Annotated in this window: 18 protein-coding genes; 2 read left to right on the top strand and 16 right to left on the bottom strand. The window is 58.7% G+C overall.

Annotated features, from left to right (window positions below; translation table 11 throughout):
- From J9788_RS20940 to fkpA, 9 genes are all read right to left on the bottom strand, one after another.
- Nucleotides 1–172: GTP-binding protein (locus tag J9788_RS20940; protein WP_227255718.1), on the bottom strand; the 172-nt coding region annotated here is incomplete at its 3' end.
- A gap of 70 nt (nt 173–242) precedes the next feature.
- Nucleotides 243–2,357: an elongation factor G gene (fusA, locus tag J9788_RS20945; protein WP_033645245.1), complete on the bottom strand. Its 2,115-nt coding sequence runs from the start codon at nt 2,355–2,357 to the stop codon at nt 243–245.
- A gap of 93 nt (nt 2,358–2,450) precedes the next feature.
- Nucleotides 2,451–2,921, bottom strand: coding sequence for a 30S ribosomal protein S7 (gene rpsG / locus J9788_RS20950; RefSeq protein WP_004956203.1), 471 nt, complete (start codon nt 2,919–2,921; stop codon nt 2,451–2,453).
- A 96-nt stretch (nt 2,922–3,017) separates the two neighbouring features.
- Nucleotides 3,018–3,392: a 30S ribosomal protein S12 gene (rpsL, locus tag J9788_RS20955; RefSeq protein WP_004930426.1), complete on the bottom strand. Its 375-nt coding sequence runs from the start codon at nt 3,390–3,392 to the stop codon at nt 3,018–3,020.
- 143 nt (nt 3,393–3,535) lie between these two features.
- The gene (gene tusB, locus J9788_RS20960) at nt 3,536–3,823 is read right to left on the bottom strand and encodes a sulfurtransferase complex subunit TusB (RefSeq protein ID WP_033645246.1); all 288 of its coding nucleotides are present in this window, start codon (nt 3,821–3,823) and stop codon (nt 3,536–3,538) included.
- A gap of 9 nt (nt 3,824–3,832) precedes the next feature.
- Nucleotides 3,833–4,192 (bottom strand): sulfurtransferase complex subunit TusC, encoded by a 360-nt coding sequence (gene tusC, locus J9788_RS20965; RefSeq protein WP_046898743.1) that lies wholly within the window; start codon nt 4,190–4,192, stop codon nt 3,833–3,835.
- 7 nt (nt 4,193–4,199) lie between these two features.
- Nucleotides 4,200–4,589, bottom strand: a complete 390-nt coding sequence (gene tusD, locus J9788_RS20970) for a sulfurtransferase complex subunit TusD (RefSeq protein WP_046898736.1) — start codon at nt 4,587–4,589, stop codon at nt 4,200–4,202.
- On the bottom strand, nt 4,589–5,311 hold the full coding sequence (locus tag J9788_RS20975; protein WP_033645248.1) for a transcriptional regulator: 723 nt from the start codon (nt 5,309–5,311) through the stop codon (nt 4,589–4,591). Before J9788_RS20975 ends, tusD begins: the two co-directional genes overlap by 1 nt.
- Before the next feature lie 373 nt (nt 5,312–5,684).
- Nucleotides 5,685–6,524, bottom strand: a complete 840-nt coding sequence (gene fkpA, locus J9788_RS20980; protein WP_016930330.1) for an FKBP-type peptidyl-prolyl cis-trans isomerase — start codon at nt 6,522–6,524, stop codon at nt 5,685–5,687.
- A 356-nt stretch (nt 6,525–6,880) separates the two neighbouring features.
- Between fkpA and J9788_RS20985 the strand changes: the two genes are divergently transcribed.
- Nucleotides 6,881–7,108 (top strand): protein SlyX, encoded by a 228-nt coding sequence (locus tag J9788_RS20985; protein ID WP_182265732.1) that lies wholly within the window; start codon nt 6,881–6,883, stop codon nt 7,106–7,108.
- A 63-nt stretch (nt 7,109–7,171) separates the two neighbouring features.
- Here the strand turns inward: J9788_RS20985 and slyD are convergent, their stop codons facing one another.
- The 4 genes from slyD to kefG form a co-directional block, all read right to left on the bottom strand.
- Nucleotides 7,172–7,759, bottom strand: a complete 588-nt coding sequence (gene slyD / locus J9788_RS20990; RefSeq protein ID WP_182265731.1) for a peptidylprolyl isomerase — start codon at nt 7,757–7,759, stop codon at nt 7,172–7,174.
- A 112-nt stretch (nt 7,760–7,871) separates the two neighbouring features.
- Nucleotides 7,872–8,075 carry a YheV family putative zinc ribbon protein gene (locus J9788_RS20995; protein ID WP_015379274.1) on the bottom strand — a complete coding sequence of 68 codons (204 nt, stop codon included), beginning with the start codon at nt 8,073–8,075 and terminating at the stop codon, nt 7,872–7,874.
- Between the two features lie 14 nt (nt 8,076–8,089).
- On the bottom strand, nt 8,090–9,898 hold the full coding sequence (gene kefB, locus J9788_RS21000; RefSeq protein ID WP_182265730.1) for a glutathione-regulated potassium-efflux system protein KefB: 1,809 nt from the start codon (nt 9,896–9,898) through the stop codon (nt 8,090–8,092).
- A 2-nt stretch (nt 9,899–9,900) separates the two neighbouring features.
- The gene (gene kefG / locus J9788_RS21005; RefSeq protein ID WP_025159909.1) at nt 9,901–10,452 is read right to left on the bottom strand and encodes a glutathione-regulated potassium-efflux system ancillary protein KefG; all 552 of its coding nucleotides are present in this window, start codon (nt 10,450–10,452) and stop codon (nt 9,901–9,903) included.
- A 129-nt stretch (nt 10,453–10,581) separates the two neighbouring features.
- Between kefG and J9788_RS21010 the strand changes: the two genes are divergently transcribed.
- Entirely contained in the window at nt 10,582–12,495 is a 1,914-nt protein-coding gene (locus J9788_RS21010) for an ABC transporter ATP-binding protein (protein ID WP_046898734.1), read from the top strand.
- A gap of 6 nt (nt 12,496–12,501) precedes the next feature.
- Here the strand turns inward: J9788_RS21010 and tauD are convergent, their stop codons facing one another.
- From tauD to tauB, 3 genes are read right to left on the bottom strand one after another with little or no spacing between them, the layout of a single operon-like run.
- Nucleotides 12,502–13,350: a taurine dioxygenase gene (gene tauD, locus J9788_RS21015; RefSeq protein ID WP_046898733.1), complete on the bottom strand. Its 849-nt coding sequence runs from the start codon at nt 13,348–13,350 to the stop codon at nt 12,502–12,504.
- Complete coding sequence (tauC, locus tag J9788_RS21020; protein WP_033645254.1) at nt 13,347–14,183, bottom strand: taurine ABC transporter permease TauC; 837 nt, start codon at nt 14,181–14,183, stop codon at nt 13,347–13,349. Before tauC ends, tauD begins: the two co-directional genes overlap by 4 nt.
- A complete protein-coding gene (gene tauB, locus J9788_RS21025) occupies nt 14,180–14,947 on the bottom strand; it encodes a taurine ABC transporter ATP-binding subunit (RefSeq protein ID WP_033645255.1) in 768 nt (255 codons plus the stop codon). Before tauB ends, tauC begins: the two co-directional genes overlap by 4 nt.
- Nucleotides 14,948–14,950 lie beyond the last annotated feature (3 nt).

Here is a 14,950-nt window from a genome sequence, read left to right on the forward strand (position 1 = left end):
CTTTTTCTTCTGGCGCGTTATCGATCTGGTCGAAAGCACGTGCAGAACCGCCGTAGGTTTTAGCCAGAACGGTAGTGATCGCTGCAGTCAGGGTAGTTTTACCGTGGTCAACGTGGCCGATAGTACCAACGTTAACGTGCGGTTTTGTACGTTCAAATTTTTCTTTAGACACGGCTATATTCCTTACTATAGCGCTCTCCCCTTCTGGAGAGAGCACGGGACTTTGGTTTTAACCCTGCGGCTTATTTGCCACGGGCTTCGATTACGGCCTGAGCGACGTTGTTCGGTGCATCATCATACTTCAGGAATTCCATGGTGTATGATGCGCGACCTTTAGTCAGAGAACGCAGCTGAGTTGCGTAGCCGAACATTTCGGACAACGGTACTTCAGCGTGGATCTTAACGCCAGTCACTTCAGATTCCTGACCGCGCAGCATGCCGCGACGACGGCTCAAGTCACCGATAACGTCACCGGTGTTCTCTTCTGGAGTTTCAACTTCAACCTTCATGATCGGCTCAAGCAGAACTGGTTTCGCTTTCTTAAAGCCTTCTTTAAAGGCGATAGACGCGGCCAGTTTAAACGCCAGTTCAGAGGAGTCAACGTCGTGGTAAGAACCGAAGTGCAGACGAATACCCATATCTACTACCGGGTAACCAGCCAACGGACCAGACTTCAGCTGCTCCTGGATGCCTTTATCAACGGCAGGGATGTATTCGCCAGGAATTACGCCGCCTTTGATGTCGTTGATGAACTCGTAACCTTTCGGGTTAGAGCCCGGCTCCAGTGGGTACATGTCGATCACAACGTGACCGTACTGACCGCGACCACCAGACTGCTTGGCGTGCTTACCTTCAACATCGGTAATCTTCGCGCGAATCGCTTCGCGGTAAGCTACCTGAGGTTTGCCCACGTTAGCTTCAACGTTGAATTCACGCTTCATGCGGTCAACGATGATGTCGAGGTGCAGTTCACCCATACCGGCGATGATGGTCTGGTTAGACTCTTCGTCAGTCCATACGCGGAATGACGGGTCTTCTTTAGCCAGACGGCCCAGAGCCAGACCCATTTTCTCTTGGTCAGCTTTGGTTTTTGGTTCAACGGCGATAGAGATTACCGGCTCAGGGAATTCCATACGCTCCAGGATGATTGGAGAGTCTGGATCACACAGGGTGTCCCCGGTGGTCACGTCTTTCAGACCGATCGCAGCGGCGATGTCGCCTGCGCGAACTTCTTTGATCTCTTCACGCTTGTTGGCGTGCATCTGAACGATACGGCCGAAACGCTCGCGCGCAGCCTTAACGGAGTTCAGCACGGTGTCGCCGGAGTTAACAACGCCGGAGTACACGCGGAAGAAGGTCAGGTTACCTACGAACGGGTCGGTAGCGATTTTGAACGCCAGAGCAGAGAACGGCTCGTCATCACTTGCGTGACGCTCAGCCGGGGTGTCTTTACCGTCGTCCAGGATACCGTTGATCGCAGGAACGTCAGTTGGCGCCGGCAGGTATTCGATTACCGCATCCAGCATCGCCTGTACGCCCTTGTTCTTGAACGCAGAACCACAGGTAACCAGGATGATTTCGTTGTTCAGCACGCGCTGACGCAGAGCGGATTTGATTTCTGCCTCGGTCAGCTCTTCGCCACCCAGGTATTTTTCCATCAGCTCTTCGGAAGCTTCCGCAGCGGATTCGATCAGGTTCTGGCGCCATTCTTCAGCCAGTTCCATCATGTCAGCCGGGACGTCTTCGTATTCGAAGGTAACGCCTGCGTCTTCTTCGTTCCAGTTGATCGCCTTCATCTTCACCAGGTCGATAACGCCGGTGAATTTGTCTTCTGCGCCGATAGCCAGCTGCAGAGGAACAGGGTTAGCGCCCAGACGAGTTTTGATCTGGCCAACAACTTTCAGGAAGTTAGCGCCCATACGGTCCATTTTGTTAACGAACGCGATACGTGGCACTTTGTATTTGTTAGCCTGACGCCATACGGTTTCAGACTGTGGCTGAACACCACCAACAGCACAGTAAACCATTACCGCGCCATCCAGCACACGCATGGAACGTTCTACTTCGATGGTGAAGTCAACGTGCCCTGGGGTGTCGATGATGTTTACGCGATGCGGTTCGAACTGCTTGGCCATACCAGACCAGAAGGCAGTCGTCGCTGCAGAAGTGATGGTAATACCACGCTCCTGCTCCTGTTCCATCCAGTCCATGGTGGCAGCGCCGTCATGAACTTCACCGATTTTGTGGTTTACACCGGTGTAGAACAGAATACGTTCGGTAGTGGTGGTTTTACCGGCGTCGATGTGAGCACTGATACCGATGTTACGGTAGCGTGCAATGGGTGTTGTACGAGCCATTTGATTCCTCTATTCCTAGGGCGTTCAAGTTCAGTTAACCCAAGCGGGCCGATTTGACGCGCCCGCTTGGTTAGCATGACTACAGCCAGATGATTACCAGCGGTAGTGGGCGAACGCCTTGTTGGCTTCGGCCATACGGTGAACGTCTTCACGCTTCTTAACAGCAGAACCTTTGTTCTCTGCTGCGTCAGACAGCTCGTTCGCCAGGCGCAGAGCCATGGATTTATCACCGCGTTTACGTGCAGCATCAACGATCCAACGCATTGCCAGAGCATTACGACGAACCGGGCGGACTTCAACTGGTACCTGATAAGTAGAACCGCCAACGCGACGCGACTTAACTTCTACAGTCGGGCGAACGTTGTCGAGAGCGACTTCGAAAGCTTCCAGGTGATCTTTACCAGAACGCTGAGCCAGGGTCTCCAGCGCGGTATAGACGATTGCTTCTGCAGTAGATTTTTTACCGTCTACCATCAGGATATTTACAAATTTGGCCAGCAGCTCAGATCCGAACTTAGGATCTGGCAGGATTTTACGTTGGCCGATTACGCGACGACGTGGCATGGAAATACTCCGTTGTTAATTCAGGATTGTCCAAAACTCTACGAGTTTATTTTGACATTAAAGTTAAAACGTTTGGCCTTACTTAACGGAGAACCATTAAGCCTTTGGCTTCTTCACGCCGTACTTGGAACGAGCTTGCTTACGGTCTTTAACACCGGAGCAGTCAAGTGCACCACGGACGGTGTGGTAACGCACACCTGGCAGGTCTTTTACACGACCGCCACGGATCAGGATTACGGAGTGTTCCTGCAGGTTGTGGCCTTCGCCACCGATGTAGGAAGTCACTTCGAAACCGTTGGTCAAACGCACACGGCAAACTTTACGCAGTGCGGAGTTTGGTTTTTTCGGGGTAGTGGTATATACGCGGGTGCATACGCCACGTTTCTGCGGGCAGGCTTCCAGCGCTGGAACGTTGCTTTTAGCAGCCTTCACAGAGCGTGGTTTGCGAACCAGCTGGTTAATTGTTGCCATTAAAAAAGCTCCTGGTTTTTGCTTCGTACTAGCTTCGTAAACATGTGATAAATCCCCTCGTATGCACTACTGGCAAAGTACGAGGACGCAGAATTTTAGGGCTGACCAGTATGGGTGTCAAGAAATATACAACATCACTCTCATTACCAGGCCATTTGGCTGCGGTGTTGTTCGGTTAATTCAACGAAGTGATTATAGCCGACGACAGTGATTTTGTGCGAAAAATGACCAATCAACCCCCTGGCTTCCAGGTCGTCCTGCAGCGCATAAAGGGATATGGGGGCGGCGAGCAGCGATTCAAGATGGGCGCTGCCAACAAGGCCTGCGAGCACGCCGTCCTGCAGCAGCAGCAGCGCGTCGCCCTCCGCGGTCAGGCGCAACAGCGCGGGCAGGTCACATTGGTTTGGCGAATGGCTCAGGGTATACAACATCAGAAGTTCCTAAAACGTCATTATGGCGTCGTAGCCGGCCAATTCACGGCGCAGTTCGTCCGGCGCAAGCACCTCGGCATCCAGCACCCAATCGGTCACCTGACTCAGCCCACGTTCCTGCAGCGAAGCCTGGCACAGATAACACCGCTCCACGTCATACAGCGGCAGCACGCCGAAAGTGGCGATATAATTGCGCGCCAAAATCTTTTCCGGTTGCTGGCCCGGCAACAGCTGCAACACGCCATCGCCGATAAAAAACACCCCCAAATCTTCACTGAGCGCCGACGTGGCGAGCAGCGCATCCAGCCCTTCCCTGCCGCCGGCGCCGCCATGCGGCCCGTGGGTGAAAACAAAAGCGACTCGTTTCATCATTTCCTCAGAACTGCACCAGACGGTCGCAACTCAGCGACGCTTCGGCCAGGGAACCCAGCCCGCTCAGGGTAAAACCGGGCTGCAGGTTGGCGCCGACCAGCCCCTGCTGCTGCGCCTCCTGCTCGTCGGTGACGCCCCGACGCAGCGCGGCGGCCACGCAGACGTTGAGCACTACGCCGTGTTGCTGCGCGAGCTGCGTCCAGCCGCGCACCAGATCGAATTCGTCGCTGGCGGGCGCGGTTAACTGGTTGGCGTTCAACACCCCTTCACGGTAGAAAAAGACGCTGGAAAGACGGTGCCCTTTCGCCAGTAAAGCCTGAGCGAATTGATAGGCGCTGCTGGCCTGCTGCGTGCCATAAGCCGGGCCGGTAACCAACAGACAATAGTCGAGCATCAGCGGTCGCTTCCCACCAGGTCGCCGCTTTTAAACTGGCGAATGTACAGATAGACGGTGTGTTTGGAGATATTCAGACGATCCGCCACCTGGTTGATCGCATCCTTGATGTCGAAGATGCCTTTCTCATAGAGATTGAGCACCACCTGTCGATTCTTGGCGTTATTGGACACCGAGCGGTCGGCGTTCACCTCTTCGATGGTGAACTCCAGCGTCTGCGCCACCAGATCGTCGACGGAAGAGGCGAAGTTCACCGAAGACGGCACGTCCTGCGCTGTCGGCGGCATAAAGGTTTGCATGATCTGCGAGAACGGCACGTCGAGGTTCATGTTGATGCACAACAAACCAATCACCCGCTGCTCGCGATTGCGAATGGCGATCGTCACCGATTTCATCAATACGCCGCTTTTGGCGCGGGTAAAGTAGGCTTTCGACACGCTGCTGTCGTCGCCGGCCATGTCGTGCAGCATGCGCAGCGCCAGGTCGGTGATCGGCGAGCCGATTTTGCGCCCGGTGTGTTCCCCGTTGGCGATGCGCACCGCCGAGCTGTTCAGGTCTTCCAGCGCGTGCAATACGATTTCGCAGTGGCCGCCGATCAACATCGCCAGCCCGTCGACCACCGCTTCATAGGATTTCAGGATTTCATGATCCGTTTGAGTAAACGGACGTTCATTCAGCAAATCAAGTTCGCTGGCTTCGCTGGATAAAAGCGAATTCGACATCGAAGATACCACCCTCATAGATCGCCTGTGCCAGGGGGCGCAGCTAAAACCGCTCGGGCCGGAACGCTGCCGTCGTCGGCGCGCTGCAGCGCGGCTGGCTGAGAGCGGCATAAAACGGCGCGATGACATCCGCGGGCGAGGCGGCCGGGAACAATTTTAGGTACACGCCCTAAGGGGCAGACGCATGACTGATAAGTCAGAATTATTAGTCTAGCAAAGCGGCCGGAGCAAAGTCCTTGCGTTTGCGCGTGGTATTGACGTTAAGCCCGATGCCCGGCAGGCGTCAAGCGTTCAATGGAGAGAGCGGTAGCGGCTGCCGAAATGAAAACCGCCGCGGAGGGCATCCGCGGCGGTGGCAAACAGAGCGACGAGATTATTTCGCTTTGGCGTCGGCTTTGGCGTCGGCCGGTTTTTCGGCTTTAGCGTCGGCTTTCGGCGCCGCTTTCACATCCAGCAGCTCGACGTCGAAGACCAGCGTGGAGTTAGCCGGGATGCCCGGAACGCCGGTTTTGCCGTAGGCCAGCGCCGGTGGGATCACCAGCTTGATTTTGCCGCCTTTCTTGATGTGCTTCAGGCCTTCGGTCCAGCCAGGGATCACACCGTCCAGACGGAATGACAGCGGCTCGCCGCGGGTGTAGGAGTTATCGAACTCGGTACCGTCGGTCAGGGTGCCTTTGTAGTTCACCACCACGGTGTCGCTGTCTTTCGGCGCTTCACCCGCGCCCGGTTTCTCTACCTGATACAGCAGGCCGGATTCGGTTTTCTTCACGCCTTTTTCTTTAGCGAAGCTGTCGCGATACTTGGCGCCTTTGGTTTCGTTGTCCTTGGCGTCCTGCTCCATCTTCGCCTGAGCGGAAGCCTTCACGCGCGCTTCAAAGCCCTGCAGGGTCTTCTCGATGTCGGCGTCGTTCAGCTTGCTCTTGTTAGCGAAAGCGTCCTGAACGCCGGCGATCAGCTGATCTTTATCCAGCTTGATGCCCAGCTTCTCTTGCTCTTTCAGAGAGTTATCCATGTAACGGCCAAGAGAGGCGCCCAGTGCGTAAGCCGCTTGCTCGTCGTCGTTTTTGAACTTGCCGGTGCTTGGCGCTGCTGCCGCGTCCGCTGGTTTAGCGGCTTCTGCCGGTTTGGCGGCATCGGCTGCCATGACCTGGGTCGCATTCAGAGCAAAAGCCATGGTGGTTGCCAGAAGCGTGACTTTAAACAAAGATTTCATCCATTTCTCCAGTGTCTGAAGCAATGCCCCAAACAATCATTAGGTAAGATAACCGGGCTACTATAGCTGCCTGAAACAAAACAAAACAGTCGCACAGGTAACCAATCGAGTCAAAGTGTGACTCCCACTTTGCCAAGAAGTTTCCCATCCCTCGCTACTCACATGATAAATCAGATTTTTCTTGCAGAATATTCGGCGAGGTTAGCAAAAAACGGCATATCGAGCGCATAACTTTTCAGCACTTTACACTGCCGATCGCAACGTTGCGCGCCGCCCAAAGAAATAGCGCGAGCAAACCCGGCGCCAGCTGTTACCATAGCGCCGAATCAGGATTTTATCGCGTCAGAGGTAGCCTCATGCACAATCACGACATTCAAGGTCTGCTACAGCGGCTTGAAGAACTGGAAAGCCGTCAGGCCTTTCAAGAGCTTACTATCGAAGAGCTCAACCAGACCGTCACCCAGCATCAGATGGAAATGCTGAAGATGCGCGAACACCTGCGCATGTTGACCGACAAGCTGCGTTCGACCCAAACTTCGATGATCGCCTCGCAATCGGAAGAAACGCCTCCGCCGCACTATTGATGGGCGCCGCGCATAAAAAAGGGCAGCCGATGGCCGCCCTCTCGTCTCGTGATCGCGTTCTGCTTAGTGGCAGCCGCAACCGCCGTTGCCGCAACCGCCTTTACCGTGGTCGTGACTATGGTCGTGATCGTGGCTGTGGCCGTGACCGCCGCAGCAGCCTTCACCGTGCTCGTGGTGATGATCGTGCTCGCCGTGTACGTGACCGTGCGCCAGTTCTTCTGCGGTCGCTTCGCGGATCGCGACAACTTCCACGTTGAAGTTCAGGTTTTGGCCGGCCAGCATGTGGTTGCCGTCAACCACAACGTGGTCGCCGTCAACTTCAGTGATTTCAACCGGTACCGGGCCCTGATCGGTGTCAGCCAGGAAACGCATGCCGACCTGCAGTTCGTCAACGCCCATGAAGACGTCTTTCGGTACGCGCTGCACCAGGTTTTCGTCGTAGTTGCCGTACGCGTCGTTCGCGCCGACGTGAACGTCAAAACGATCGCCAACGTCGTGGCCTTCGAGCGCTTTTTCCAGACCTGCGATCAGAGAACCATGCCCGTGCAGATAGTCCAGCGGTGCGCTCACCGGAGACTCATCAACCAAAACACCGTCTTCTGTACGTACTTGGTAAGCCAGGCTGACCACCAAGTCTTTTGCTACTTTCATGATATCTCCTACCGTTGGCTACTAGGACGCGCACCGTTATCGGGATGCGCGCCTTTTCCGGACAGATTGTAACGGAAATCTGCCTCGCTGTACCCTTCGGGATAAAAAAACGCTACTTCGGCTGAAAAATGCCGATCACCTGCTCTTGCGGTCGAACGTGTTTTTCCACCTGTTGTTCGGTCTGGCGCTGGTGATGGCCGCACTTGACGCACTCCACCACTTCCACCTGATCCTCCCGCCATACCGCCAGCGTATCCATGGCGCTACAGCTCGGACACACCGCTCCGGCGATAAATCTCTTACGTGTTGCAGACATCGTTATGCTCCCGCTTATTCGTATTCATCCCAGCCGTCAAACTGGCGACTTTCTTTTTGCATTTCGCGATGGAACAGCTCTTCCAGCTCGCGCCGCGCCTCTTTCACGCGAGAAATTTGCGCCACGTCGCCCTGATGCGGCGGCATCAGCTCACGCAGCATGCGCATATCCAGACGTCGGAAATGCTGCTGGGCGCGAAAGGCCTGATGCGGGTGCATGCCCAATTCCATCAGCGCCTTGCGCCCCAGTTCCAGCGCGCTGGAGAAGGTCTCGCGGCTGAACTGTTTTACGCCCGCCTGTAGCAGCTCATGCGCCTCCACGCGGCCGCGCGCGCGCGCCAGAATGCTCAGGTTCGGGAAGTGCTGCTGGCACAGCCGCACGATCGCCATGGTGTCTTCCGGCTCATTGCTGGTGATCACGATCGACTTGGCCTTCTCTGCGCCCGCCGCGCGCAGCAGCTCCAGCTCGGTGGCGTCGCCGTAATAGACCTTGTAACCGTAGCGCCGCAGCACGCCGACGGCGCTGACGTCGCGTTCCAGTACGGTAATGCGCATTTTGTTGGCCATCAGCAGGCGGCCGATCACCTGGCCAAAACGCCCGAAGCCGACGATGATCACCTGCGGATCGTCATCTTCCACGTACGGCGTCTCCTCGTCTTCGTCTTTGGCGTTATAGCGGCGCGCCAAAATGCGATCGATGGCCTGCATCAACAGCGGCGTGGTCATCATCGACAGCGTCACCACCACCAGCAGCAAAGAGAGTTGATCCGGCTGCAGCACCTTTTGGGCGCCCGCCGCCGAAAACAGCACGAAGGCGAACTCACCGCCCTGGCTGAGCACGCCGGCGAACTGCAGGCGTACCGAACTGCGCAGGCCGAACAGGCGCGACACGCCGTAGAGCACGCCGGATTTCACCGCCACCAACGCCAACACGCCGATCAACACCTCGGCCAGATGGGTGTAGAGCACGCCGATATTCAACACCATGCCCACCGAGATAAAGAACAGCCCCAGCAGCAGCCCTTTAAACGGCTCGATGGAGATCTCCAGTTCGTGGCGGTATTCGCTCTCCGCCAGCAGCACGCCGGCGATGAAGGTGCCGAGCGCCATCGACAGACCGAGCGTCTCCATAAACAGCGCCGAGCCGAGCACCAGCAGCAGCGCCGCGGCAGTGAAGATCTCGCGCACGCCGGAAGCGGCGATATAGCGGAACAGCGGCCGCAGCAGGAAGCGGCCGCCGATCAGCATACCGCCGAACGCCGCCACCTTGAGCGCGATCTTCGCCCAGTCGTCGCTGGTGCCGCCGGCGCCGGCCAGAATGGGGATCAACGCCAGCGCCGGGATCACCGCCATATCCTGGAACAGCAGCACCGAGAAACCCAGCTGCCCGCCTTCGTTGCGGTTCATGCCCTTTTCGCGCATCAGCTGCAGCGCCATGGCGGTGGAAGACATCGCCAGGCCAACGCCGCCGATCACCGCCGCCTGCCAGGCGAAGTTCGTCAGGTACAGCAATGCGCCCAGCACCGCCGCGGTGATCAGCACCTGGCCGGCGCCGGCGCCGAAAATCGAGCGCCGCAGCTCCCATAGCTTGCTGGGGTTCAGCTCCAGGCCGATGATGAACATCAGGAACACCACGCCCAGCTCGGAGAAGTGCAGGATCTCGTCAACGTCGCGAATAAAACCCAATCCCCACGGGCCGATGGCGATGCCGGCGATCAGATACCCCAGCACCGCGCCAATCCCCAGGCGACGGGCGATCGGCACCGTCACCACCGCGGCGAACAGGAACAGTAAAATGGCGGTCAGTAAGGTCGATCCTTCCATGATCACCGCCCCCCGTGCGGCAGCGGGTGGCTCAGCCACTCCCCGTAGGCGTCTGCGTGGCTGCGCAGCACCTCCGGCTTTTGCCGCCGCGCCCAATAGACCACGAACGGCGTCAACCAGTGCATATGGCACATCCCGGCGGTCAACTCGAACGGCCGCAGGATATCTTCCATCGGATAATGGTTATAACCGCCGGTGCGGTAGGCGCCTTCCGGCTCGCCGGTGGTGATCACCGAACGCCAGTATTTGCCCGCCAGCGCATTGCCGCCCACGCCGCTGGCGAAGCCGCGCGACAGCACGCGATCCAGCCATTCCTTCAGCAGCGCCGGGCAGCTGTAGGTATACAGCGGGTGCTGAAACACGATGACCTGATGCTCACGCAGCAGCTGTTGTTCGTGATGAATATCGATAAAAAAATCAGGGTAGTGCGCGTAGAGATCGTGCACGGTGACATGTTCCAATTGCTGCGCCGGTCGAAGCAAAACCCGGTTCGCCACCGAGTCATGGGATTCCGGATGGGCATACAGCAGCAAGACCTTGGGCGGCTGCGACATCATTCCCCTCCAAAGCGTCGTCAGGGTAGCGGTTTTCCGTTACCATGCATCGCAAAGACAAAAACAGCGCGCGGTGCGCGTTCTGTTACCTTAATGATAATTTAACATACTCTGAACATACGGCGCTTTATGATTGTATTCTCCTCGCTACAAATCCGACGCGGCATCCGCGTCCTGCTGGACAACGCCACGGCGACGGTTAATCCCGGTCAGAAGGTCGGCCTGGTCGGCAAAAACGGCTGCGGCAAATCCACGCTGTTGTCGCTGCTGAAAGGCGAGATCGCGGCGGACGGCGGCAGCTTCACCTTCCCCGGCAACTGGGCGCTGGCCTGGGTCAACCAGGAGACGCCGGCGCTGGACGTGCCGGCGATCGAGTATGTTATCGACGGCGACCGCGAGTTTCGCCAGCTCGAAGCCGAACTGCAGGCCGCCAACGACCGCAACGACGGCCACGCCATCGCCACCCTGCACGGCAAGCTGGACGCCATCGACGCCTGGACCATTCGTTCCCGCGCCGCCAGCCTGCTGCACGGCCTCGGCTTCTCCAACGAACAGCTGCAAAGCCCGGTACGCGACTTTTCCGGCGGCTGGCGCATGCGTCTTAACCTGGCGCAGGCGCTGGTGTGCCGTTCCGATCTGCTGCTGCTCGACGAACCGACCAACCACCTGGATCTCGATGCGGTGATCTGGCTGGAGCGCTGGCTGAAAAGCTATCCCGGCACGCTGGTGCTGATCTCGCACGACCGCGACTTCCTCGATCCGATCGTCGACAAGATCCTGCATATCGAACAGCAGACGATGAACGAGTACACCGGCAACTACTCGTCGTTCGAACGCCAACGCGCCACCAAACTGGCGCAGCAGCAGTCGCTGTATCAGCACCAGCAAGAAAAAGTGGCGCACCTGCAAAGCTATATCGACCGTTTCCGTGCGCAGGCGACCAAGGCCAAGCAGGCGCAGAGCCGCATCAAGATGCTGGAGCGCATGGAGCTGATCGCCCCGGCGCACGTCGACAACCCGTTCACCTTCAGCTTCCGGCCGCCGGAAAGCCTGCCGAACCCGCTGCTGCGCATGGAAAAGGTCAGCGCCGGGTACGGCGAGAAAGTGATCCTGAAGTCCATCAAGCTGAACCTGGTGCCCGGCTCACGCATCGGCCTGCTGGGCCGCAACGGCGCCGGTAAATCGACGCTGATCAAACTGCTGGCCGGCACCCTGGAACCGCTGAGCGGCGAGATCGGTCTGGCAAAAGGCATCAAGCTGGGTTACTTCGCCCAGCACCAGTTGGAATTCCTGCGCGCCGACGAATCGCCGTTGCAACATCTGAGCCGCATCGCCCCAAGGGTGCTGGAGCAGCAGCTGCGCGACTATCTGGGCGGTTTCGGCTTCCAGGGCGACAAGGTCAGTGAAATCACCGAGCGCTTCTCCGGCGGCGAGAAGGCGCGGCTGGTGCTGGCGCTGATCGTCTGGCAGCGCCCGAACCTGCTGCTGCTCGATGAACCGACCAACCACCTGGATCTCGACATGCGCCAGGCGCTGACCGAGGCGCTGATCGATTTCGAAGGCGCATTGGTGGTAGTCTCGCACGACCGTCACCTGCTGCGCTCCACCACCGACGATCTGTACCTGGTGCACGATGGCCAGGTCGAGCCTTTCGAAGGCGATCTCGACGATTATCAGCAGTGGCTGATCGATCTGCAGCGCCAGGAAAGCCAGCAGGACGCGCCGGAAAAAGAGAGCGGTGCCAACAGCGCGCAGGCGCGTAAGGATCAAAAACGCCGCGAGGCGGAGTTCCGTACGCAAACCCAACCGCTGCGCAAGCAGATCGCCAAGCTGGAACAGCAGATGGAAAAACTGGGTGCCGAACTGGCGGCGGTGGAAGAGCAGTTGGCGGATTCCGCACTGTACGACATCAGCCGCAAGGCCGAACTGACCGACTGCCTGCAAAAGCAAAGCCAGGCCAAATCCGCGCTCGAAGAGACGGAAATGACCTGGCTGGATGCGCAGGAACAGTTGGAGCAGTTAACGCAGGCGTTCGACGCCTAACCGTTGTTACGCCTTGTAAAAGGGCTTGTCCCCCAGAATGGTCGCGCGGTGCATGATGCGCCGCTGCGGCAGATAATCCGCGTTGGCGTAGTGCTGCGTCACGCGGTTATCCCAGATCGCCACGTCATTCTCCTGCCAACGCCAGCGCACCTGAAACTCCGGTTTGGTGATGTGAGCAAACAGGAAATTCAGTAAAGCGTCGCTCTCCTTCGGCGCCAGATCGACGATCCGCGTGGTGAACCCTTCATTGACGAACAGCGCCTGCCGGCCGCTGACCGGATGGGTACGCACCACCGGATGCAACAGCGGCGGGTTTTTCTGCACCGCCAGTTGCCAGCGCTGATGCTCTTCTTCACTGCCGCGATGCTTGTGCTCCGGGAACGACTTGGTGAAGTCATGTTCCGCGCGCAGCCCCGCGAGCAGCGTTCTGAACGGCGCCGACAGCGCCTCATAGGCGGCGATGCCGCTGGCCCACAGCGTATCGCCGCCGGAGGCAGGCAAGGTCTTGGCCGCCAGGATCGCGCCCAGCGGCGGGTTCTCGATAAAGGTCACGTCGGTGTGCCAGTTGTCGTTGTCCGGCGGATTGTCGTCGTGAGTATCGAGCACGATGATCTCTTCCACGTCGGTGGCGTGCGGATAGACCGGATGGATATGCAGATCGCCGAAGCGGCCGGCCAGATCGCGCTGCTGCAGCGGTGTGATCGGCTGGTTGCGGAAGAACAGCACCTGATGCTTGAGCAGCGCATGATAAAGCTGTTCAAACTGGCCGTCGCCCAACGGCCGGGCCAACTCGACGTTTTCCACCAGCGCCCCGATGTAAGGCCCCAGCGGGGTGATATTCAGACGTTCGTTCATTGCTGTACTCCATGCCACGGGGTCAATCGGCGCTGCAGGGCGCGCAGCCCCAGCTCCAACCCAAATGCAATCACCGCAATCACGCCGATGCCGGCCAGCACCACGTCGGTCGCCAGAAACTCACCGGCGGATTGCACCATAAATCCCAGGCCGCGCGTGGCGGCGATCAGTTCGGCGGCCACCAGCGTCGACCAGCCGACACCCAGCCCGATGCGAATGCCGGTCAGGATCTCCGGCAGCGCGCTCGGCAGCACCACGAAACGCAGCACCTGCCAACGCGTGGCGCCCAGCGCGCGGGCGGCGCGCACCCGCACCTGCGCCACGCTGCGCACGCCCGCCACGGCGGACAGCGTCACCGGCGCGAAAATCGCCAGATAAATCAGCAAAATCTTCGAGGTTTCGCCGATGCCGAACCAAATCACCATCAGCGGTAAATACGCCAACGGCGGCACCGGACGATAGATCTCAATCAGCGGATCGAGGATGCCGCGCACCGTGTCGTTCAGCCCCATGGCGATACCCACCGGAATGCCGACGATCACCGCCGCCAGCAGCGCCACCAAAATGCGCCCCAGGCTGGCCGCCAGATGCTGCCACAGCGTGGCGTCCATAAAGCCTTGCGGGCTGGCGATGGTGATCAGCTGATGCAATACCTGCTGCGGCGCCGGTAGGAACAGCGGGCTGATCAGCTGCAGCGCCGTCACGCCCCACCAGACGATCAACACCGTCAACAGCGTGGCGCCGCTCAGCCAAACATTGCGCGGCACGCTGAAACGGCGCGTCGCTTTGCCCTGCGGCTGCGCCGCGGCCTTTAACGTGGAATGCAGGCTCATAACAAGGCCTCACGCTGTTGGAAAACCTTGCCCAGCACGTATTCGCGCTGCGCGATAAATTCAGGATCGGACTTAATCGAGCGGCAGGCTTCGCCGTCGGCATAGCGTTGGCCGAAGTTCAGCGACAGCCGCTCCACCACTTGCCCCGGCCCCGGCGACAGCAGCAACAGCTCGCTGGCGAGGAACACCGCCTCTTCAATATCGTGAGTAATCAGCAGCACCTGCTTGCCGGTATCGCGCCAGATGGTCAGCAGCAGCTCCTGCATCTGCTCGCGAGTGAACGCGTCCAGCGCGCCGAACGGTTCATCCAGCAACAGCAGACGCGGATCGGCGGCCAGAGCGCGGGCGATGCCGACGCGTTGGCGCATGCCGCCGGAAAGCTGCCAGATGAAATGCCGCTCGTAACCGGCCAGACCGACGCGCTGCAACATCTGCTCCGCCACCTGGCGGCGCTGCGCCTTGCCGACGCCGGCCAGCTGCAGGCCGAACTCGACGTTGTCCACCACGTTACGCCACGGCAGTAAACCCTCATGCTGGAACACCACGCCCCGTTCGGCGCTTGGGCCATGAACGGACGTTCCATCCAGCGTGATGCTGCCAGCTGAAGGCTCGATAAACCCGGCGATTAAATTCAGCAGCGTGGTTTTGCCGCAGCCCGACGGGCCGAGCACCACCACCAGTTGCCCGGCGGCGATCTGGAACGACACGTCACGCAGCGCGGGCCGCCCCTGATACTCTGCTGAAAGATGGCTGACGTTTAGCATCCT

The organism is Serratia sp. X10, assembly GCF_017811775.1.
Lineage (GTDB): Bacteria > Pseudomonadota > Gammaproteobacteria > Enterobacterales > Enterobacteriaceae > Serratia > Serratia ureilytica.

What these genes read in the sequence shown, in the direction of transcription:
- J9788_RS20985 (WP_182265732.1), top strand. Translation starts at nt 6,881, where the DNA reads ATGCACAATCACGACATTCAAGGTCTGCTACAGCGGCTTGAAGAACTG.
- tusD (WP_046898736.1), bottom strand. Translation starts at nt 4,589, where the DNA reads ATGCTCGACTATTGTCTGTTGGTTACCGGCCCGGCTTATGGCACGCAG.
- tauB (WP_033645255.1), bottom strand. Translation starts at nt 14,947, where the DNA reads ATGCTAAACGTCAGCCATCTTTCAGCAGAGTATCAGGGGCGGCCCGCG.
- rpsG (WP_004956203.1), bottom strand. Translation starts at nt 2,921, where the DNA reads ATGCCACGTCGTCGCGTAATCGGCCAACGTAAAATCCTGCCAGATCCT.
- J9788_RS21010 (WP_046898734.1), top strand. Translation starts at nt 10,582, where the DNA reads ATGATTGTATTCTCCTCGCTACAAATCCGACGCGGCATCCGCGTCCTG.
- slyD (WP_182265731.1), bottom strand. Translation starts at nt 7,759, where the DNA reads ATGAAAGTAGCAAAAGACTTGGTGGTCAGCCTGGCTTACCAAGTACGT.
- tusB (WP_033645246.1), bottom strand. Translation starts at nt 3,823, where the DNA reads ATGTTGTATACCCTGAGCCATTCGCCAAACCAATGTGACCTGCCCGCG.
- J9788_RS20995 (WP_015379274.1), bottom strand. Translation starts at nt 8,075, where the DNA reads ATGTCTGCAACACGTAAGAGATTTATCGCCGGAGCGGTGTGTCCGAGC.
- tusC (WP_046898743.1), bottom strand. Translation starts at nt 4,192, where the DNA reads ATGAAACGAGTCGCTTTTGTTTTCACCCACGGGCCGCATGGCGGCGCC.
- fkpA (WP_016930330.1), bottom strand. Translation starts at nt 6,524, where the DNA reads ATGAAATCTTTGTTTAAAGTCACGCTTCTGGCAACCACCATGGCTTTT.
- tauD (WP_046898733.1), bottom strand. Translation starts at nt 13,350, where the DNA reads ATGAACGAACGTCTGAATATCACCCCGCTGGGGCCTTACATCGGGGCG.
- J9788_RS20975 (WP_033645248.1), bottom strand. Translation starts at nt 5,311, where the DNA reads ATGTCGAATTCGCTTTTATCCAGCGAAGCCAGCGAACTTGATTTGCTG.
- fusA (WP_033645245.1), bottom strand. Translation starts at nt 2,357, where the DNA reads ATGGCTCGTACAACACCCATTGCACGCTACCGTAACATCGGTATCAGT.
- kefG (WP_025159909.1), bottom strand. Translation starts at nt 10,452, where the DNA reads ATGTCGCAGCCGCCCAAGGTCTTGCTGCTGTATGCCCATCCGGAATCC.
- kefB (WP_182265730.1), bottom strand. Translation starts at nt 9,898, where the DNA reads ATGGAAGGATCGACCTTACTGACCGCCATTTTACTGTTCCTGTTCGCC.
- rpsL (WP_004930426.1), bottom strand. Translation starts at nt 3,392, where the DNA reads ATGGCAACAATTAACCAGCTGGTTCGCAAACCACGCTCTGTGAAGGCT.
- tauC (WP_033645254.1), bottom strand. Translation starts at nt 14,183, where the DNA reads ATGAGCCTGCATTCCACGTTAAAGGCCGCGGCGCAGCCGCAGGGCAAA.